This window comes from Micromonospora parastrephiae, assembly GCF_016802865.1.
Taxonomy (GTDB): domain Bacteria; phylum Actinomycetota; class Actinomycetes; order Mycobacteriales; family Micromonosporaceae; genus Micromonospora; species Micromonospora parastrephiae.
The window spans coordinates 1-15,787 of record NZ_JAEVHM010000132.1 but is presented as its reverse complement, the minus strand read 5'-3'; the positions used below and the strand labels follow the sequence as shown (position 1 = coordinate 15,787).

The 15,787-nt window shown below is 72.3% G+C and carries 16 protein-coding genes, 1 pseudogene and 1 riboswitch; of the genes and pseudogenes, 7 read left to right on the top strand and 10 right to left on the bottom strand.

The annotated features are described in order from the left end of the window. Positions 1–5: 5 nt before the first annotated feature. From JNW91_RS22305 to JNW91_RS33690, 4 genes and pseudogenes are all read right to left on the bottom strand, one after another. A complete protein-coding gene (locus tag JNW91_RS22305) occupies positions 6–2,069 on the bottom strand; it encodes an amylo-alpha-1,6-glucosidase (protein ID WP_203177427.1) in 2,064 nt (687 codons plus the stop codon). Next, entirely contained in the window at positions 2,066–2,455 is a 390-nt protein-coding gene (locus JNW91_RS22300; RefSeq protein WP_203177426.1) for an SCP2 sterol-binding domain-containing protein, read from the bottom strand. The genes JNW91_RS22305 and JNW91_RS22300 overlap by 4 nt, the downstream gene beginning before the upstream one ends. Before the next feature lie 104 nt (positions 2,456–2,559). After that, positions 2,560–2,784 carry a mycothiol transferase gene (locus JNW91_RS33695; RefSeq protein WP_309244456.1) on the bottom strand — a complete coding sequence of 75 codons (225 nt, stop codon included), beginning with the start codon at positions 2,782–2,784 and terminating at the stop codon, positions 2,560–2,562. A gap of 119 nt (positions 2,785–2,903) precedes the next feature. Further along, a pseudogene (locus JNW91_RS33690) lies at positions 2,904–3,062 on the bottom strand (DinB family protein); the annotation flags it as partial. An 83-nt stretch (positions 3,063–3,145) separates the two neighbouring features. Between JNW91_RS33690 and JNW91_RS22290 the strand changes: the two are divergent. Next, complete coding sequence (locus tag JNW91_RS22290) at positions 3,146–3,661, top strand: 2'-5' RNA ligase family protein (protein WP_203177425.1); 516 nt, start codon at positions 3,146–3,148, stop codon at positions 3,659–3,661. Between the two features lie 46 nt (positions 3,662–3,707). Here the strand turns inward: JNW91_RS22290 and JNW91_RS22285 are convergent, their stop codons facing one another. Both JNW91_RS22285 and JNW91_RS22280 read right to left on the bottom strand, forming a co-directional pair. Beyond that, complete coding sequence (locus JNW91_RS22285) at positions 3,708–4,928, bottom strand: RNA polymerase sigma factor (protein WP_203177428.1); 1,221 nt, start codon at positions 4,926–4,928, stop codon at positions 3,708–3,710. Between the two features lie 14 nt (positions 4,929–4,942). Continuing rightward, positions 4,943–5,305: a YciI family protein gene (locus JNW91_RS22280; protein WP_203177424.1), complete on the bottom strand. Its 363-nt coding sequence runs from the start codon at positions 5,303–5,305 to the stop codon at positions 4,943–4,945. A 188-nt stretch (positions 5,306–5,493) separates the two neighbouring features. Between JNW91_RS22280 and JNW91_RS22275 the strand changes: the two genes are divergently transcribed. Together JNW91_RS22275 and JNW91_RS22270 are read left to right on the top strand one after the other, a co-directional pair. After that, the gene (locus JNW91_RS22275) at positions 5,494–5,661 is read left to right on the top strand and encodes a hypothetical protein (protein ID WP_203177423.1); all 168 of its coding nucleotides are present in this window, start codon (positions 5,494–5,496) and stop codon (positions 5,659–5,661) included. 182 nt (positions 5,662–5,843) lie between these two features. Further along, positions 5,844–6,029, top strand: a complete 186-nt coding sequence (locus JNW91_RS22270) for a hypothetical protein (protein WP_203177422.1) — start codon at positions 5,844–5,846, stop codon at positions 6,027–6,029. 15 nt (positions 6,030–6,044) lie between these two features. Here JNW91_RS22270 and corA read toward each other — a convergent pair whose 3' ends face one another. After that, positions 6,045–7,172, bottom strand: a complete 1,128-nt coding sequence (corA, locus tag JNW91_RS22265; RefSeq protein WP_203177421.1) for a magnesium/cobalt transporter CorA — start codon at positions 7,170–7,172, stop codon at positions 6,045–6,047. Between the two features lie 226 nt (positions 7,173–7,398). Between corA and JNW91_RS22260 the strand changes: the two genes are divergently transcribed. The 4 genes from JNW91_RS22260 (at position 7,399) to JNW91_RS22245 (ending at position 12,258) form a co-directional block, all read left to right on the top strand. After that, positions 7,399–9,339, top strand: coding sequence for an amino acid transporter (locus JNW91_RS22260; protein ID WP_203177420.1), 1,941 nt, complete (start codon positions 7,399–7,401; stop codon positions 9,337–9,339). Between the two features lie 84 nt (positions 9,340–9,423). Beyond that, positions 9,424–9,535: riboswitch (SAM riboswitch) on the top strand. Between the two features lie 277 nt (positions 9,536–9,812). Beyond that, positions 9,813–10,694 (top strand): ABC transporter substrate-binding protein, encoded by an 882-nt coding sequence (locus JNW91_RS22255; protein ID WP_203177419.1) that lies wholly within the window; start codon positions 9,813–9,815, stop codon positions 10,692–10,694. A 39-nt stretch (positions 10,695–10,733) separates the two neighbouring features. Then, the gene (locus JNW91_RS22250; RefSeq protein WP_238425476.1) at positions 10,734–11,660 is read left to right on the top strand and encodes an amino acid ABC transporter permease; all 927 of its coding nucleotides are present in this window, start codon (positions 10,734–10,736) and stop codon (positions 11,658–11,660) included. Further along, positions 11,635–12,258 carry an amino acid ABC transporter ATP-binding protein gene (locus JNW91_RS22245; RefSeq protein ID WP_309244455.1) on the top strand — a complete coding sequence of 208 codons (624 nt, stop codon included), beginning with the start codon at positions 11,635–11,637 and terminating at the stop codon, positions 12,256–12,258. Before JNW91_RS22250 ends, JNW91_RS22245 begins: the two co-directional genes overlap by 26 nt. A gap of 9 nt (positions 12,259–12,267) precedes the next feature. Here the strand turns inward: JNW91_RS22245 and JNW91_RS22240 are convergent, their stop codons facing one another. From JNW91_RS22240 to JNW91_RS22230, 3 genes are all read right to left on the bottom strand, one after another. Further along, complete coding sequence (locus JNW91_RS22240) at positions 12,268–13,557, bottom strand: hypothetical protein (RefSeq protein ID WP_203177417.1); 1,290 nt, start codon at positions 13,555–13,557, stop codon at positions 12,268–12,270. Between the two features lie 120 nt (positions 13,558–13,677). Beyond that, positions 13,678–15,246, bottom strand: a complete 1,569-nt coding sequence (locus tag JNW91_RS22235) for a Na+/H+ antiporter (protein WP_309244454.1) — start codon at positions 15,244–15,246, stop codon at positions 13,678–13,680. 124 nt (positions 15,247–15,370) lie between these two features. Continuing rightward, a complete protein-coding gene (locus JNW91_RS22230; protein ID WP_203177415.1) occupies positions 15,371–15,559 on the bottom strand; it encodes a hypothetical protein in 189 nt (62 codons plus the stop codon). Positions 15,560–15,787 lie beyond the last annotated feature (228 nt).

Genomic DNA, 15,787 nt, shown 5'->3' with positions numbered 1-15,787 from the left:
GTGGGTTAGCGGAGGCGGGGGCGGGCGCGGGCGTTGGTGGAGCGGTCTCCCGCGTAGGCGTCGGAGTGGCCCCAGCGGCCGGGGATGTCGAGCAGCTCCAGCCGGCCGAAGCCGGCGGGTAGAGCCGGGTTCACCAGCAGGTTGTCCCCGGTGGGGCGCAGCCCCAGCAGCGTGCCCAGGAGCATCAGCAGTGCGCCCGAGGACCACGACTGGGGGCGCCCGGCCGACGGCAACTGGACGGGATACTTGGTGATGCTGCGCTCGTAACCGGCGATCAGCTCCGGCACCGCCCCGCCGAGCGTCTGGGCCATGTCGAGGATGCCGGCGGCGATCCGTGCCGCGTGCGCGTCGAAACGGTAGTGCCGCAGCCCGGCGGCGATCAGCGCGTTGTCCGACGGCCACACCGCCCCCAGGTGCGAACCCACCGGGTTGTACGGACGTTGCCCGGCGGCGAAGGTGCGCACACCCCAGCCGCTGAACAGCCGCGGCCCGATCAGGTGCTCGGCGAGCGCCTCCGCACGGTCGTCCGGCACGATCCCGCTCCACAGCAGGTGCCCGATGTTGGAGGACAGGGCGTCGACCGGCTCGCCGTACGGGTCGAGGGCCAACGCGTAGTACTCCTGCTGGGGCAGCCAGAAGTCCCGGTTGAACCGCTCCTTGAGCGCCTCTGCCTCCCGCTCCAGCCGGTCGGCGTACCCGGGGTCGTCCCAGAAGGTACGGGCCAGGCGGGCGCCGCGTCGTTTCGCGTCGTACGCGTAGCCCTGCAACTCGCAGGTGGCGCGCGGGAACGCCGGTTGCCGCCCCAACGCGTCGACGATCGCGTCGACGGAGTCCTTCCAGGACTGGTTCACCGCACCGTGCCGCTCGTTGCGGCGCTGGTAGCGCACGTAGCCGTCACCGGTTAGGTCGCCGTACTCGTCGATCCAGTCCAGGGCCATGCGGGCCGGGTGGCGCAACTCGCGGACGAGGTCCACGTCGCCGGACCAGCGCTCGTACTCGTCGAGCAGGACGACGAAGAGCGGGGTGGTGTCGGCGGCGCCGTAGTACAGCGCGTTCGGGCGGTCGCCGAAGGCGGCCGACTCGCCGTAGCGGAGCTGGGCCAGGATCTTGCCCGGTTCCTCCTCGTGCTCGTCGTCGAGCTGCCCGCCCTGCAACAGGGCCAGCATCCGCAGCGTCGCGGGCGTCAGCTCGGGGGTGAACGCCACCGTCTGCAGACAGGTGATGATGCTGTCGCGCCCGCAGAACGCCATCGCCCACGGCAGGCCACCGATCGGCACCCGATGGGTGGACGACAGCGGCCGGTAGCGCAGCGCGGCCAGGTCGGCGAGGCTCCCCTGGTACGTCGCCTCCAGGCCGGCCCGTTCGGACACCAGTTGCGGAGCGCGGCCCAGCCAGGCCTCCAGGTCCTCACGCATCCCACTGCGGACGGCCTGTTGGTGCGACGCCAGGCTGGCACGCATGTCCTGGCCGCCCTCGCCGTGGATGGTCATGGCGACGTGCAGGTCGGTCTCCCACTGTCCTTCCGGGTCGATGCGGATCCGGAACGTCATTCCGCTCTCGTCCACCTCGACGGGAGCGGTGCTGCTCACGGTGGTCTCTCGGACGAACCGCTGCCGCTCGTAGCGGAGCACGAGCCGGTGGTGCGCGGAGTCGGCGTCGACCTGCACGGCCCGCTGGCGGAGTTCCCCGATGTCGTTGATGTCGGCGAAGTCGCTGCTCATCTCCACCCGTATGGCGAACTCGGCGTGGTTCGACGAGTGGTTGAGCACGGTGATCTTCTCGTGGAAGCAGTCGTGGACCGAACGGTGCCGGATGATCGACACGTCGGCGTCGACGTAGTGGCTCGCCGCGCCTGGTACCAGGAAGAACCGGGTCTCGAAGTACGTCATGTCGTCCCGGGAGAGCGCGTTGAGTCGTTCACCGTCGACGGTGAGCACCCAGTGCGACAGGAAGCGCGTGTCGAACGAGAAGAGACCGACGGGCGCCTGCGGGTCGACCTCGATGTCACCCTGGGCGTCGCTGATGGCGAACACGTTGCCGGCGACAACGTGCACGAGTTCCTGCCTCACGGCCGCCCGTCCCGCCCGGCCAACGCGGCCCGCCCCAGTTCGCGCGGATGACGGGCACCGCTCGGCCCGGGGAAGATCCGCCTCAGCAGCGTCAGCAGGCGGATGTCGCCCTGCGCGGTCAGGTCGTTGCGCAGCAACGCCGCCGCGATGTGCGCCTCACCGTTCGCCAACCGGTCGAAGACCGCCCGGTCGGCGCGGACCACCAGACTGGCGTCGTCGGCCGCTCGGGTCACCCGGACGTGCTGGTCGGCGATGGTCAGGTACCAGTGCTCGGTGCAGCCGTCCCCGCGGACGTCCAGCCGCAGCGTCCCGGCGGTGGTCTCGGGCAGCTCGGGGCGCCGAGCGGTGTCCAACTGCCGCAGGTACTGCGCCACCGTCGTGCCCATCGCGTCGCCCTCCCCCCGGGTTCTCCGCAGGATGACCCGCGACCGGGTGAGCCCGGCTCACCCGGATCGGGTGAGCCGGAGCAACGGGCCGAGGATGCCGCCGGTCAGTCGGCCTCGATGAGGCCGCGGACGTAGGCGGCCTGTCCGACGTGTTGCAGGTCGTCCTCGGCGACGCTGACCAGCCGCACGCCGAGGGTGACCGGCGGGTCCCACCTCTCGTCCACGACGCGGTCCAGGTCCGTCGGGCCCAACCCGGCCAGGAACGATCGGGTACGCGCCGACACCGCGCCGTAGTAGTCGACCAACGCCTGGGCGTTCTCCGGCCGCACCGCCGCGACCTGCGCGGGCGAGTGCCCGAAACCGGTGTCGTCGGGGTCGGCGGTGAGGCGAACCGGCCCGCCCAGTCGCCGCTCACCCAGATCTGCTCGGCGTCGAGCAGCTCGGCGACGTGGTGGTCCTGCACACGGGTGAGGTGCCAGACCAGCCAGCCGATCGAGTTGGCGCCCGGTCCGGGCTCGTGGCGCAGTTGCTCGGGGCTGAGGCCGTCGACCGCGGCGCGGACGAGGTCGGGCAGCCGGTCGTACGCCTCCGTCAAGAGGTCACTCACGTCCACGGGTCACGCCTCCTGGTCGTTTTCCGATCAGGTACCGCCGGATCGGGCGATCAAACCTCGGCCGCTACGGTGATCACGTGGTCGCGGCGTTGGAGTTGTACCTGGATCCGGACGCCACCCGCCGGATCCGTGTGCTGTGGGACGCGCTGGAGGCCGAGGGCGTGCAGAGCATGCGCTCGCTGTTGGAGCAGCGCCACCGCCCGCATGTCTCGCTCGCGGTGGCACCCCGCTTCGATCCCGAACAGGTCGCCGAGGCGCTGCGCGGGACGGTCGTGGCCGCCCCGCTGCGACTGGACTTCCAGCACACCGGGCAGTTCGTCGGCCGGGTGCTCTGGGTCGGCCCGGCGCCCACCCGGGAGCTGCTGGCGCACCACCGGCTGGTGCACGACCGGCTCGCCGCCGCCGGCATCCCCCTCGCCGAGCACTACCAGCCCGGCCGCTGGGTGCCGCACTGCACGCTGTCCATGCGGGTGCCGAACGCGCTGATGGCCGCCGCGGTGCGCCGCTGCCTGGAGGTGTTGCCGCTGGCCGCGACCGTGGTCGGCGCGGCGCTCACCGACCACGCCCGCGGCATCTCCCACCCGCTGCCCTGACCCCGCGCCGAGTGACAGCCGCCACCGGGCAGCCCACCCATGTCGGTCAGCCGAGTCGTGCGGCGCGGTCCTCCAGGTATCGGCGTTCGGGCAGGCTGGTGCTGAGCCGGGCCGCGTCCAGATAGCCGGATCGGGCCGCGGCGCGGTCCCCGGCCAGCTCAAGCAGGTGGGCGCGGACAGCGCTGAGCCGGTGGTGCCCGGCGAGCCGGTGGTCGCCGTCCAGCGTGGCCAGCAGTTCCAGCCCTGCCTGTGGCCCGCGCGCCATGGCCAACGCCACCGCCCGGTTCAGGGTGGTCATCGGATTGGGCGCGATCCGCTCCAGCAGCACGTACAGCGCGTGAATCTGAGCCCAGTCGGTCTCCTCGGCGCGCCCGGCCTCGGCGTGCACCGCGGCGATGGCCGCCTGGATCTGGTACGGGCCGATCACCGAGTGGGGCAACGTCTCGGTGACCAGCGCGATGCCCTCCTGGATCAGGTCTGCACTCCAGCGCCGCCGGTCCTGCTCGGCCAGCGGCACCAGGGCACCGTCCGGCCCGGTCCGGGCCGGACGGCGGGCCTCGGTGAGCAGCATGAGGCCCAGCAGCCCGGCCACCTCGCCGTCGTCGGGAAGCAGGCGTCGGACCTGCCGGGTGAGCCGGACCGCCTCGCCGGTCAGCTCGGTGCGGTGCAGCGCCGGACCGGCACTGGCCGTGTAGCCCTCGTTGAAGATCAGATAAAGCACCTGGAGAACCGCGTCGAGCCGCTCGTGGCGCTCGGTCTCGGCCAGCACGCCGAAGCGGCCCTCCGCGTCCCGGATCCGCTGCTTGGCCCGGCTGATTCGCCGGGACATGCTCGCCTCCGGGACCAGAAACGCCCGGGCGATCTCCGCGGTGGTCAACCCACCGACCGCGCGCAGGGTCAGTGCCACCTGCGAGGGAAGCGTCAGCGCGGGGTGACAGCAGAGAAACAGCAGGGTCAGCGTGTCGTCGTCGTCGACGACCGGCGGCGCGTCCGCCGGCGGGGCAACACGGTCGTCGGCCGGGATCAGGGCCACCGCCGCCACCTCGCGGCGGGCCCGGGCGACGTCGGCGCGGTGCTGGTCGGTCAACCGCCGGGCCGCCACAGTGATCAGCCATCCCCGCGGATTGCGAGGCGGTCCCTCGACCGGCCAGCGCTGCGCGGCCGCCAGCAGCGCCTCCTGGACCGCGTCCTCGGCCGCGTCGAACCCACCCCCGTTCCGGACCAGCGCGCCGAGAACCTGCGGCGCCAGCCGCCGCAGCACCCCCATCAGGTCATCGGTGCTCACATCTCCATGCCGTTCAACTCCATCACGGGTCGGACCTCCACCGCGAACAGGCGCGCCTCCGGCAGCCGGGCGGCGATCTCGGTGGCCCGCTCGACGCTGTCGCAGTCCACCAGGTCGTACCCGGCCAACTGCTCCTTCACCTCGGCGTACGGGCCGTCGGTGACACTGCGGGCGCCGTCTCGGATCCGGACCACCCGAGCGTGCAGCGCATCCGCGAGTGCGTTCCCCCCGAGGTACTCGCCGGAGGCGATCAACTCGTCCACCAGGGCCGCATGCTCGCGCGCCATCTCCTCCCGCTGCCGGCCCGGCAGTGCCTGCCAGGTCGCCGGCGAGCTGTAGATCAACAACAGGTACTTCATTCGTCCACCTCTCCTGGCCCGGTCACGACCGTCGCACAAGCCACGTGCGAGCGCCCACTGAGACGTCGGAGCGCCCCCGCCGATCAGGACATCGGCGCGCCCCCGGACGTCGATGTCGGGATCCACGCGCCAGCTCCGTCGTCCCGATGGAAGGCCCGCACCGGGCGGGCCGGGGCGAGGAGGCGATCATGCCGAACGGTGTCGAACGGCGACGGCGGCGAGGACTGGATGTGCTCGCGCTGCTGCGCAAAAGGCGCGCCGAGGAGGGGACCGATCCCGATGCCGGACGGTACGCGGCACGCCGGGCGGACGCGTTGGCCCGGGCCGCCGCCTGGGCGCAACTGCACCGCTGGTGAGCGTCCCTGGGGGCACGACAGTCGGGAAACCGAAAACAAGGGGTGCGAATGCGGGCGGACGTGGGATGGTTCGACATGGATGCCGTACCGGAGGTGACCTGCTCGCGTGCGGGTGACCCGACCGGTGGCGCGGGCGTACGCCGCGCCACCCGGGGCGGCTTCGACGAGGAGAGGCAGGGCCCATGCAGGCTCAGCGCAGGCCACCGCGTACGGAGCGGCGGCAGACCCGGGACGACCGGACCGGCGGCGGGATGACCGGGGCGGCCACGCCACTGACGATCTGGGCCGCTGCCGTGCTGCTCGGCCGGATCAGCGCCGGCGACGACGACAGCGAGGACGAGCGGCACATCCTGCGCGGCATCGAGTGATCCGCGCCGGCCGGGTCAGAGCCAGCCGCGCCGCTTGAAGACCAGGTAGAGGGTGCCGCAGACCAGCACCATCAGCAGCAGCGCGAACAGGTATCCGAAGCGCCAGTTCAGCTCCGGCATGTGGACGAAGTTCATTCCGTACACGGTGCCGATGAGCGTGGGGGCGAACAGGATCGCGGCCCAGGAGGAGACCTTCTTCAGCTCCTCGTTCTGGGCGTAGCTGGCCGCGGTGAGGCTGCGCATCTCCTCGTTCTGCTGCTGCGAGACGAGGGTGGCGTTGACGGTGAGGATGTTCTGCAACAGGTGCCGGAAGCCGTCCACCCGTTCCACCACCTGGGTGAGGTGGTCAATCACGTCCCGCAGGTAGCGGCGTAGTTCCTCGTCGGTGCCGTAGCTGCCGGCGTCGACCGCGAGCGCGTCCAGCATGGTGAGCAGCGGGCGGGCGGCCCGCTGGAACTCGATGACCTCCCGGCTGAGCCCGTAGATGCGCCGGCTGGCGTTCGGGTCTCCGCCGAACACCTGGGTCTCGATCTCGTCGATGTCGTTCTCCAGCCCGGCCACCACCGGCGCGTACCCGTCGACCACCTGGTCGAGGATCGCGTACAGGACCGCCTCCGGGCCCTGGGCGAGCATCTGCGCGTCGGTCTCCATCCGCCGGCGTACGGCGGCCAGGTCGGGCGCCTCGCCGTGCCGGACGGTGACCACGAATCCCGGCCCGATGAACAGGTGCAGCTCGGAGAACTCGACCTCCTCCCGCAGGTCGTCGTAGCGGGCGGCACGCAGCACCACGAACTGGGTGTGGCCGTACCGTTCCAGTTTGGGCCGCTGGTGGGCGTTGATCGCGTCCTCGACCGCCAGGTCGTGCAGCCGGAACTCCCGGGCCAGTGAGGTGATCTGGTCGATGCCGGGCCGGTACAGCCCGATCCAGGCCATGGCACCGTCCTGCTCCTGCAGGCAGCGGTACGTCTCGGCGAGGCCGGACGGCGAGGCGAACCGGTGTCCCCGGACGTAGACGGCGCTGTCCACCACGCCACCGGTCGACGGGGTCGGCTCGGGCGGCGGCGGCACGCCGACGCGGGTCTCGTGCTCGTCGAGTTGGCGACCGAAGCCACCACCCGGGCGGAAGCGACGGCCGCCGACCATGACCCGCTCCCTCCCCGGTGGCATCCCGTCCGGCGACCTCCCGGCGGACCGGCCGGGTCGGTGCGGTGCGCCGGAGGCGCTGCATCCCCCCTGCCCTCGGACCGAAACCCTCCGACGCGCCGGCCACCCGGACCCGTGACGGGCGGGTTCGGCGTACCTGCGGACGGACGCGTGCGGCCGGGCGGATACTCGCGGTGACCATGGGCGGAGGACGGGGGAAGCGCCGGTGCAGGTCGACAGGCGCGCCGGGCGGCTGCGCGGTTGGCTGCTCGACGGCGGTACGGAACAGGCCGCGCGGCACCCCGGCCCGCACGGCCGCCCGCCGGAGGATCGGCACCACCCGTGGTGGAAGGTGATGTGCCTGACCGGTGTCGACTACTTCTCGACGCTGGGCTATCAGCCGGGCATCGCGGCGCTGGCCGCCGGGGTGCTGTCGCCGGTGGCGACCCTGGTGCTGGTGCTGGTGACGCTGCTGGGCGCGCTGCCGGTGTACCGGCGGGTGGCGGTGGAGAGCCCGCACGGTGAGGGCTCGATCGCGATGCTGGTACGCCTGCTGAGCTACTGGCCCGGCAAGCTGCTCGTACTGGTGCTGCTGGGGTTCGCGGCCACCGACTTCATCATCACCATCACCCTCTCGGCGGCGGACGCGACCGCCCACATCGACGAGAACCCGTTCTGGCCGAGCGGACTCAAGGGGCACGAGGTGCCCCTCACGCTGCTGCTGGTGGCGTTGCTGGGCGCGGTGTTCCTGAAGGGATTCGGCGAGGCCATCGGGATCGCCGTCGCCCTGGTGGCCGTCTACCTCACGCTGAACGCGGTGGTGATCGCCGACGCGCTGTGGCGGGTGGTGACGCATCCGAGCGCGGTCGGGGACTGGGGCACGGCGCTGACGACCGGGCACGGGGACCCGCTGCTGGTGGTCGGGTTGTCCCTGCTGGTCTTCCCGAAACTGGCGCTGGGCCTGTCCGGTTTCGAGACCGGGGTGGCCGTGATGCCGCACATCCGGGGGGATCGACAGGACTCCGAGGATCGACCGCTGGGTCGCATCCACGGCGCGCGTCGGCTGCTCACCACCGCCGCGACGACCATGAGCGTCTTTTTGATCACCAGCAGTGTGACCACCACCGTGCTGATCCCACCCGAGGCGTTCCAGCCGGGCGGGCCCGCGAACGGCCGGGCGCTGGCCTACCTGGCGCACGAGCACCTCGGCGAGGTGTTCGGCACCGTCTACGACCTGTCCACCATCGGGATCCTCTGGTTCGCGGGCGCCTCGGCGATGGCCGGGTTGCTCAACCTCGTACCCCGCTATCTGCCGCGCTACGGCATGGCCCCCGCCTGGGCGCGGGCCGTCCGGCCGCTGGTGCTGGTCTTCACCACGGTGGCGTTCCTGATCACGGTGGTCTTCGAGGCCAGCGTGGACGCGCAGGGCGGCGCGTACGCCACCGGGGTCCTGGTGTTGATCACCTCGGCGGCGACGGCCGTGACCCTCGCGGCGCGGCGACGGCGGCAGCGGGGCCCGACGCTCGCGTTCGGGACCATCGCGGTGATCTTCGTCTACACCACCCTGGCGAACGTCGTGCAACGCCCCGACGGTGTCAAGATCGCGGCCTGTTTCATCGGCGGAATGATCCTGGTGTCGGTGCTGTCCCGGCTGATGCGGGCCTACGAGCTGCGGGTCGACCATGTCGAGCTGGACCCGGCCGCGGCCCGCATGATCGACGAGCGTGCCGACCGTCGGATCCGCCTCATCGCGCACGAGCCGGAACGCCGGGACCCGGCCGAGTACCGCGCCAAGCTGGCCCAGACCATGGCGGACAACGACTTCCCCGACGACGGTGACGTCATCTTCGTCGAGGTCCACGTCACCGACCCGTCGGACTTCGAGACCGAACTGCTGGTACGCGGCAGCGTGGCGCACGACAGCTACCCGGTGCTCAGTCTGGCCAGCTCCTCCGTGCCCAACGCGCTCGCCGCCCTGCTGCTGGCGATCCGCGACCGGAGCCGGCGGCGCCCACACATCTACTTCGAGTGGAGCGAGGGCAGCCCGGGTCGCAACATCCTGCGCTACCTGGCGTTCGGGCAGGGCGCGATCGCCTCGGTCACGCGGGAGATCCTGCGCCGTCAGGAGCCCGACGTGGGCCGCCGGCCGCACGTGCACGCCGGCTGACCTGCCGGTCGGCCCGCTGTCGACGGGTGAGCGTGGTCATAACGGCTGGACGATCCACCGGTCGTGGCTGCTAGCCTCGGCGCAGGTCATGAGCGCCAGCGCGAAGCCCCGGCTCGCTGGCCGGCAACCCTCCTCCGCGGTGGGGTGCCCCGGGTGAAGACCAGGCACCGGCAGCACGCCGGTGCAAGCGTGGCCTGGCACCCAGGTCAGCACAGACCCGGGAGACCGTATGCGCATCCTCAGCTCCATCCCACCGGCCGACGCCGCGGATCTCCGCACCGGTTGGCTCTCGCCGGCACTGACCCGGCGTCGGCACGTGGACATGATGCGAATGTGCAGCGCGGTGTGTCGCCGCCGCAGCGCGCACTAGCGCGTCCCTCCTCCCGCACCCATTCCCAGCGGTACGCCCACCGGGCGCACCGTCGGCGGCGCGCATCCGTGCCCCGCCGAGACGCACCCCTTCGGAGACACCTGTGCGATTCCTTCCTGCCCTGACCCGCGTCGCCGCCCTGGGCGCGGCCACGATCCTGGCCGCCAGCGCGCTGACCGCCTGCGGCGACGACTCCTCGAACGACGACGCCGGCAACCCGTACGGCCTGGCGCAGCCGGGCGTGCTGCGTGCCGGCACGCTGACCGACGCCCCGCCGAACGTGTACCTCAAGGACGGCAGGTTCACCGGCTTCGACAACGACCTGCTGACCGCCGTGGCCGGCAGGCTCGGCCTCAGGGTCGAGTTCGTCGGGACCGACTTCTCCGCGCTGCTCAGTCAGGTGAACAACCACAAGTTCGACGTCGGGAGCTCCTCGATCACCATCACCGAGGCACGCAGGAAGACCGTGGACTTCGGCAACGGCTACGACTTCGGCTACTTCGGCCTGGACGTCCCGGCCGGTTCGCCGATCACCGGATTCGACCAGCTCGCCGGCAAGCGGGTCGTGGTGGTGCAGGGCACCGTCCAGGACGACTACGCCAGCGGCAAGCAGCTCGACCCGGTGCGGGTGCCGGACTACAACGGCGCGATCAACCAGCTCAAGGCCGGCACAGCCGACGCCTGGATCGCCCCGGCGGAGATCGGCGAGAAGTCGGCCGCCGACAGCAACGGCAAGATCACCGTGGCGGCCAAGCAGCTCAGCCCGGCGCCGACCGCGTACGCCGTGGCCAAGGGCAGCGACAAGCTGCGTGCGGCGTTGAACAAGGGCCTCGACGAGGTGATCGCGGACGGCACCTGGAGCCGGTTGCAGGCGCAGTACTACCCGGGCCGGCCGATCCCGGCGGACTTCACGCCGGGCAGCGGCGCGGTGGCGGCGCCGTCCGCGTCGGCCGTGCCGTCGGCGTCCGCGTCGGCCGCGTCCTGACCCGGTGACGAGCGAGCAGGGCGGTAGGAGAGGCGACCGATGGATCCGTTGAGCACCCTGTGGGAGACGTTCTTCGACGCGGACGCGATGCGCGAGGCGCTGCCCGAGATGTTGACCGTCGGGTTGCCGAACACGCTGATCCTGGCGGTCTCCGCCGCCCTGCTCGGCTCGGTGCTGGGTCTGTTGCTGGCCGTCGCCGGCATCTCCCGCACCCGGTGGCTGCGCTGGCCGGCCCGGGTCTACACGGACGTGTTCCGGGGGCTGCCGGCCGCGGCGACGATCCTGCTGATCGGCGTCGGGTTGGCGCCGCTGGGCATGCAGGTCTGGGGGCCGGATCCCTACCCGCTGGGCATCCTGGCGCTGTCGTTGATCGCGGCGGCGTACATCGGGGAGATCTTCCGCTCCGGCATCCAGTCGGTCGAGGCCGCGCAGCTGGAGGGTGCCCGCGCCCTCGGCTTCTCCTGGTCCGACGCGATGCGGCTGGTGATCATCCCGCAGGGCATCCGGCGGGTGCTGCCCGCCTGGGTGAACCAGCTCATCGCGTTGATCAAGGATTCCAGTCTGGTCTACTTCCTCGGGCTGGTGGCCAGTCAGCGCGAGCTGTTCCGGATCGGGCAGGACTACGCGGCCACCACCGGCAACGAGTCCGCGCTGCTGCTCGCCGGGCTCTTCTACCTGGCGTTGACCGTCCCGCTGACGCACGTCGTCAACTGGATCGACCGGCGGTTGCGGCACGGCCGGCCGGCCACCGCACCCGCCGACGAGGACGAGGACGACGACACCTCGGCGCTGTCCGGGCCCCGGAAGGAGAACGGCGATGACCACCACCGCGACGACCACCTCGGTCAGCCTGCAGGCGCGCGACGTCCACCTCGCCTTCGGACCGAACCGGGTGCTGCGCGGCGTCGACCTCACCGTCGCGCGCGGCGCGACGGCCTGCGTGATCGGGCCGTCCGGGTCCGGTAAGTCCACCCTGCTGCGTACTCTCAACCGCCTGATCGAGCCCGATCGCGGTGACGTGCTGCTGGACGGCCGCAGCGTGCTGCGCGACGACCCGGACGCGCTGCGGCAGCGGGTGGGCATGGTGTTCCAGCAGTTCAACCTCTTTCCGCACATGACCGTGCTGCGCAACGTCACCCTGGCGCTGCGCCGCCTGCACAAGCTCGGCGAGGACGAGGCGGACGCGGTCGCCCGCGCCCAACTGGAGCTGGTGGGGCTGGCCGGCAAGGCGAACTCGCGGCCGGCGCAGCTCTCCGGCGGTCAGCAGCAGCGGGTGGCGATCGCCCGGGCGTTGGCGCTGCGACCCGAGGTGATGCTCTTCGACGAGGCCACCTCGGCGCTCGACCCCGAACTGGTCAAGGGGGTGCTCGGGGTGATGGCCGACCTGTCCGCCGCCGGGATGACCATGGTGGTGGTGACCCACGAGATGGGGTTCGCCCGGCAGGTCGCCGACACCGTCGCCTTCATGGACCGGGGCGTGGTGCTGGAGGCCGGCCCACCCGAGGCGGTCTTCGAGCAGGCCGAGCATCCCCGGCTGCGCCGGTTCCTCGCCCAGGTGCTCTGAGGCGGCCGCTCAACGCGCCTGGCGGCGCAGGTGCGCGGCGAACGCCGCCGGATCGCCGAGCAGCACCAGGATGGCGTTGCGGTACGCCACCGACGCCCACAGGTGCAACTCCTCGTCGTCCAGGCCGCCGAACGCCGTCGACAGCGCCTTGCGTCGCCGCCGGTCGAGCACCTTGTGCGGGCGCGCGAGCAGGTCGCCCTCCCGGCGCAGAGCCTGCACGTAGGCGGCCACCGCGTCCTGGTAGTGCCGACCGGCGACCCGTTCCAGCAGGGTGAACTCGAAGACGTTCAACGCCGCCTCGGACTCCCAGTAGGCGCTGTCGCGCTGCGGTGCGCCCGCGACGTGCCGACCCATCGCGTGCCGCGCCTCGAAGAGCAGCAGCACGCCCCGGCCGGTGGTGCTCAGCGGGCGGCGGGGCGCCGGCAGCCGCAGCGTACGCACCGGGGCCGCGCGGGTCAGGTCCACCGCGCCGGCGTACGACGGCATCCGCTGCGAGCCCGACCCCGGCTCCGGTACGAGACAGGCTTGGTCCTGGTAGGCCAGCGGACCGCCGGTGGGTAGCGCCCGCACCGCCGTGGCTCGCAGCTCGGTCAGCGGCCGGTCGTCCACGGTCCGGTCCGGGTCGAGGGTGAGGACGAGACCACCGGCGCCGGGCACCGGCACACCCAGCACGCAGGACGTGCGCAGGAACGCCCAGGTCGCCGCCGCCTCGCGGACTCCGCTCGCCACCGCCTGCGCGTCGGCCCGCCAGTCCCGGGCGATCCGCAGCCGCTGCTGGATGTCCGCCGTCGCGGCGGCGTCGTGTGGGTACAACTCGCGCAGCGCCCGGGGCAGCGATCCGGGGCGCAGGCCCAGAGGGTCGCCGGTCGGGGCGGGGACCGCGTGCCGCGCGCAGTCGGCACTGGTGTGCGGGTCACCGTCCACGGCGTGACAGTCACCGAGCCAGCTCTCCCCCGCCGAGCCCGCCGGACGGGCGAACGCCAGGTGGGGCCGCCGACCGGTCCGCAGCACCGTCTCGTACTGCGGACGGGCGCGTCCGGCGCGCATCAGGTCCAGCGGGAGCACGGGCGCCAGCGCCCGCACCGCCTCGAGAACGACGCAGTGCGGGCAGGAGTCGCGCACGCGGTAGCGGCGCAGATGGTCGACGCCGGGCTGCTCCCACTGGACGCCGATGACGGCGTCGCCCCGCGCCATCAGGTACAGGAACTCGGTCGCGTCGCGTGCACGGGTGACCGAGGTCAGCTCGTCGAGGAACTCCCGTTCGGTCACCACCCGCAGGTCGTTCTCCCCGGTGGTCATGGGCACCCTCTCGCGGACCGGACGCATCGACCGATGCCGAAGTCTCCACCGTACCCGGCGGGGCGGTGCCCGACCCTCCGGCGCCCGCGCCGGCCGCTGTCACCAATCGGTCAGGGACGGTCAGTCGCTGGGCCCGCGTCCCAGCAGTCGGATCTCCTCGTTGTCCAGCGCGGCCTGTAGCTCCAGGAGCACGAGGTCGTCGATCTCCCGGCTGTCACGCAGGCGGGTGATCTCCCGGCGCTTGTGGGCGAGGACGCCGAGGCGCAGTTGGCGTTCCAGCCGGCGTTCCTCGGCGGTGTCCCCGCCGCTCTCGTTGACGTCCTCCAGATGCCTCTGGTACTCCGCTTGCAGCCGGCGTACCGACTCCTCCCCGGCGCCGACCTCGGCGGCCACGCGGGGCACCGCGGCCAGCCCGACCTCGGTGGCGCGCATCCGGGCCAGCCGGGCCTCGTCGACGCGTTCAGGGTCGCCGGCCAACCGGGCCCAGCGCACCACCAGCGGCAGGGTGGTGCCCTGGATGAGCATGATCAGAACGATCACCAGCGCCGTGACGAAGATGATCAGGTCGCGTTCGACCACCGGCCGACCGGCGACCGTCATCGTCGGGACGGCCAGCGCGGCCGCGAGCGACACCGCGCCCCGGAAGCCGGACCAGCCCGCGACGGTCCCGACCCGCCAGCTCGACGACCCTTCGCCCTGTTCCACCATCCGGCGGCGGCGCAGCCTCGCCGACTGCACGGTCAGGTAGATGAAGAACAGGCGGGTGCAGAGGACGACCAGCGTGACCACCAGCACGATCACCACAGCCCGACCCGGCGACGTGCTGGTGACGCCCCGCACCGCCCGGGGGATCTGGGTCCCGAGCAGCACGAACAGCCCGCCGTTGATGAGGAACGTGGACAGGTCCCAGAACGCGTACGCCAGCACCCGGGAGCGGGCGCGGATCACCCGGGGGCCGGCGTAGGCCAGCAGCAGACCGGCGACCACCACCGCCAGCACACCGCTGGCGTGCACCGCGTCGGCGAGGAGGAACGCGGCGAACGGCGTCAGGACGCTCAGCGCGCCCTCGCGCAGCGGATCGTCGAGCCGCTTGCGGATCAGCACCACGGCGGTGCCCACCAGCAGGCCGGCGACCACGCCGCCGACACTGGCCCCGACGAACTCCTCGCCGATGCCCAGCGCCCCGGGCTTCGCGTTGTCGGTGAGCAGGCCCACGGCCACCGCGAAGACCACCAGGGCGGTGCCGTCGTTGATCAGGCTCTCGGCGTGCAGGGTGGTGAGGAGCTTGCGGGGCAGCCGTTTGGCCAGACCGGTGACCGCTGCCGCGTCGGTCGGCGCGAGGACAGCGCCGAGCACCCAGGCGGCGGCGGGATTCACCCCGAACGCCTGCGCGGTCAGCGACACCGTGACCATGGTGAGCACCACCAGCACCACGGCGAGCAGCCCGATCACCGGCAGGTTGGCGCGGATCTCACGCAGGCTGATGGTGAGGCTCTCCCGGTACAGGATCGCCGGCAGGAAGATCAGCAACACCAGGTCCGGCTCCAGGGTCAGCTCGGACAGCGGCGGCACCAGCCCGAGCAGCACCCCGAACGCGATGAGCAGAACCGGCGGCGCGACCCGGTACCGGCCGCCGAGCGTGGTGCCGACCAGGACGGTGACGCCCAGCACCACGATCAGGACGAGCACCTGCACGGCGTACCCCCCCCCTCGATCCCTGGCCGACGCTGGACGCGTCGGTGGTTCCATCTGACCGCACCGGCCGGTCGGTTCCGACGGAAATCCGCAAGTCGCGGTGGACAGCGGAGGGCGGTCAGACGGCGGCGCGGGCCCGGCCGCTCACCGCGCGGGCGGTACGGCGGTGTCGAGCGGCTTCCTCGTCGCGGCCCAGCGCGGCGGCCAGGTCGGCGAGGTGCCCGGCCACCGGGCCGACGGTGAGCACCCCGCTGCCGGCGGCCAGTTCCTCACCGGCCGGCAGCAGCTCGGCGTGGACGCGTTCCATCGTGACCCGGTCGCCGAGGTCCCGCGCGCTCGGCCGACGAGACAGAGACGTGCCTCCCGAAGCAGGTCGTGTGGCCCCTGCGGGAGCGCCCGCAGGGCCGCGCCGGCGGCGTTCCGGTCGCCGGCGGCGAGCAGCAGCAGCGGCTGGAGCCACGGCTCGTGCGGACCCCAGTCCACGCCAGCCCAGCCCTCGTCCTCCGGTCCGGGAAGCGGGCAGTCGTCGGCGACA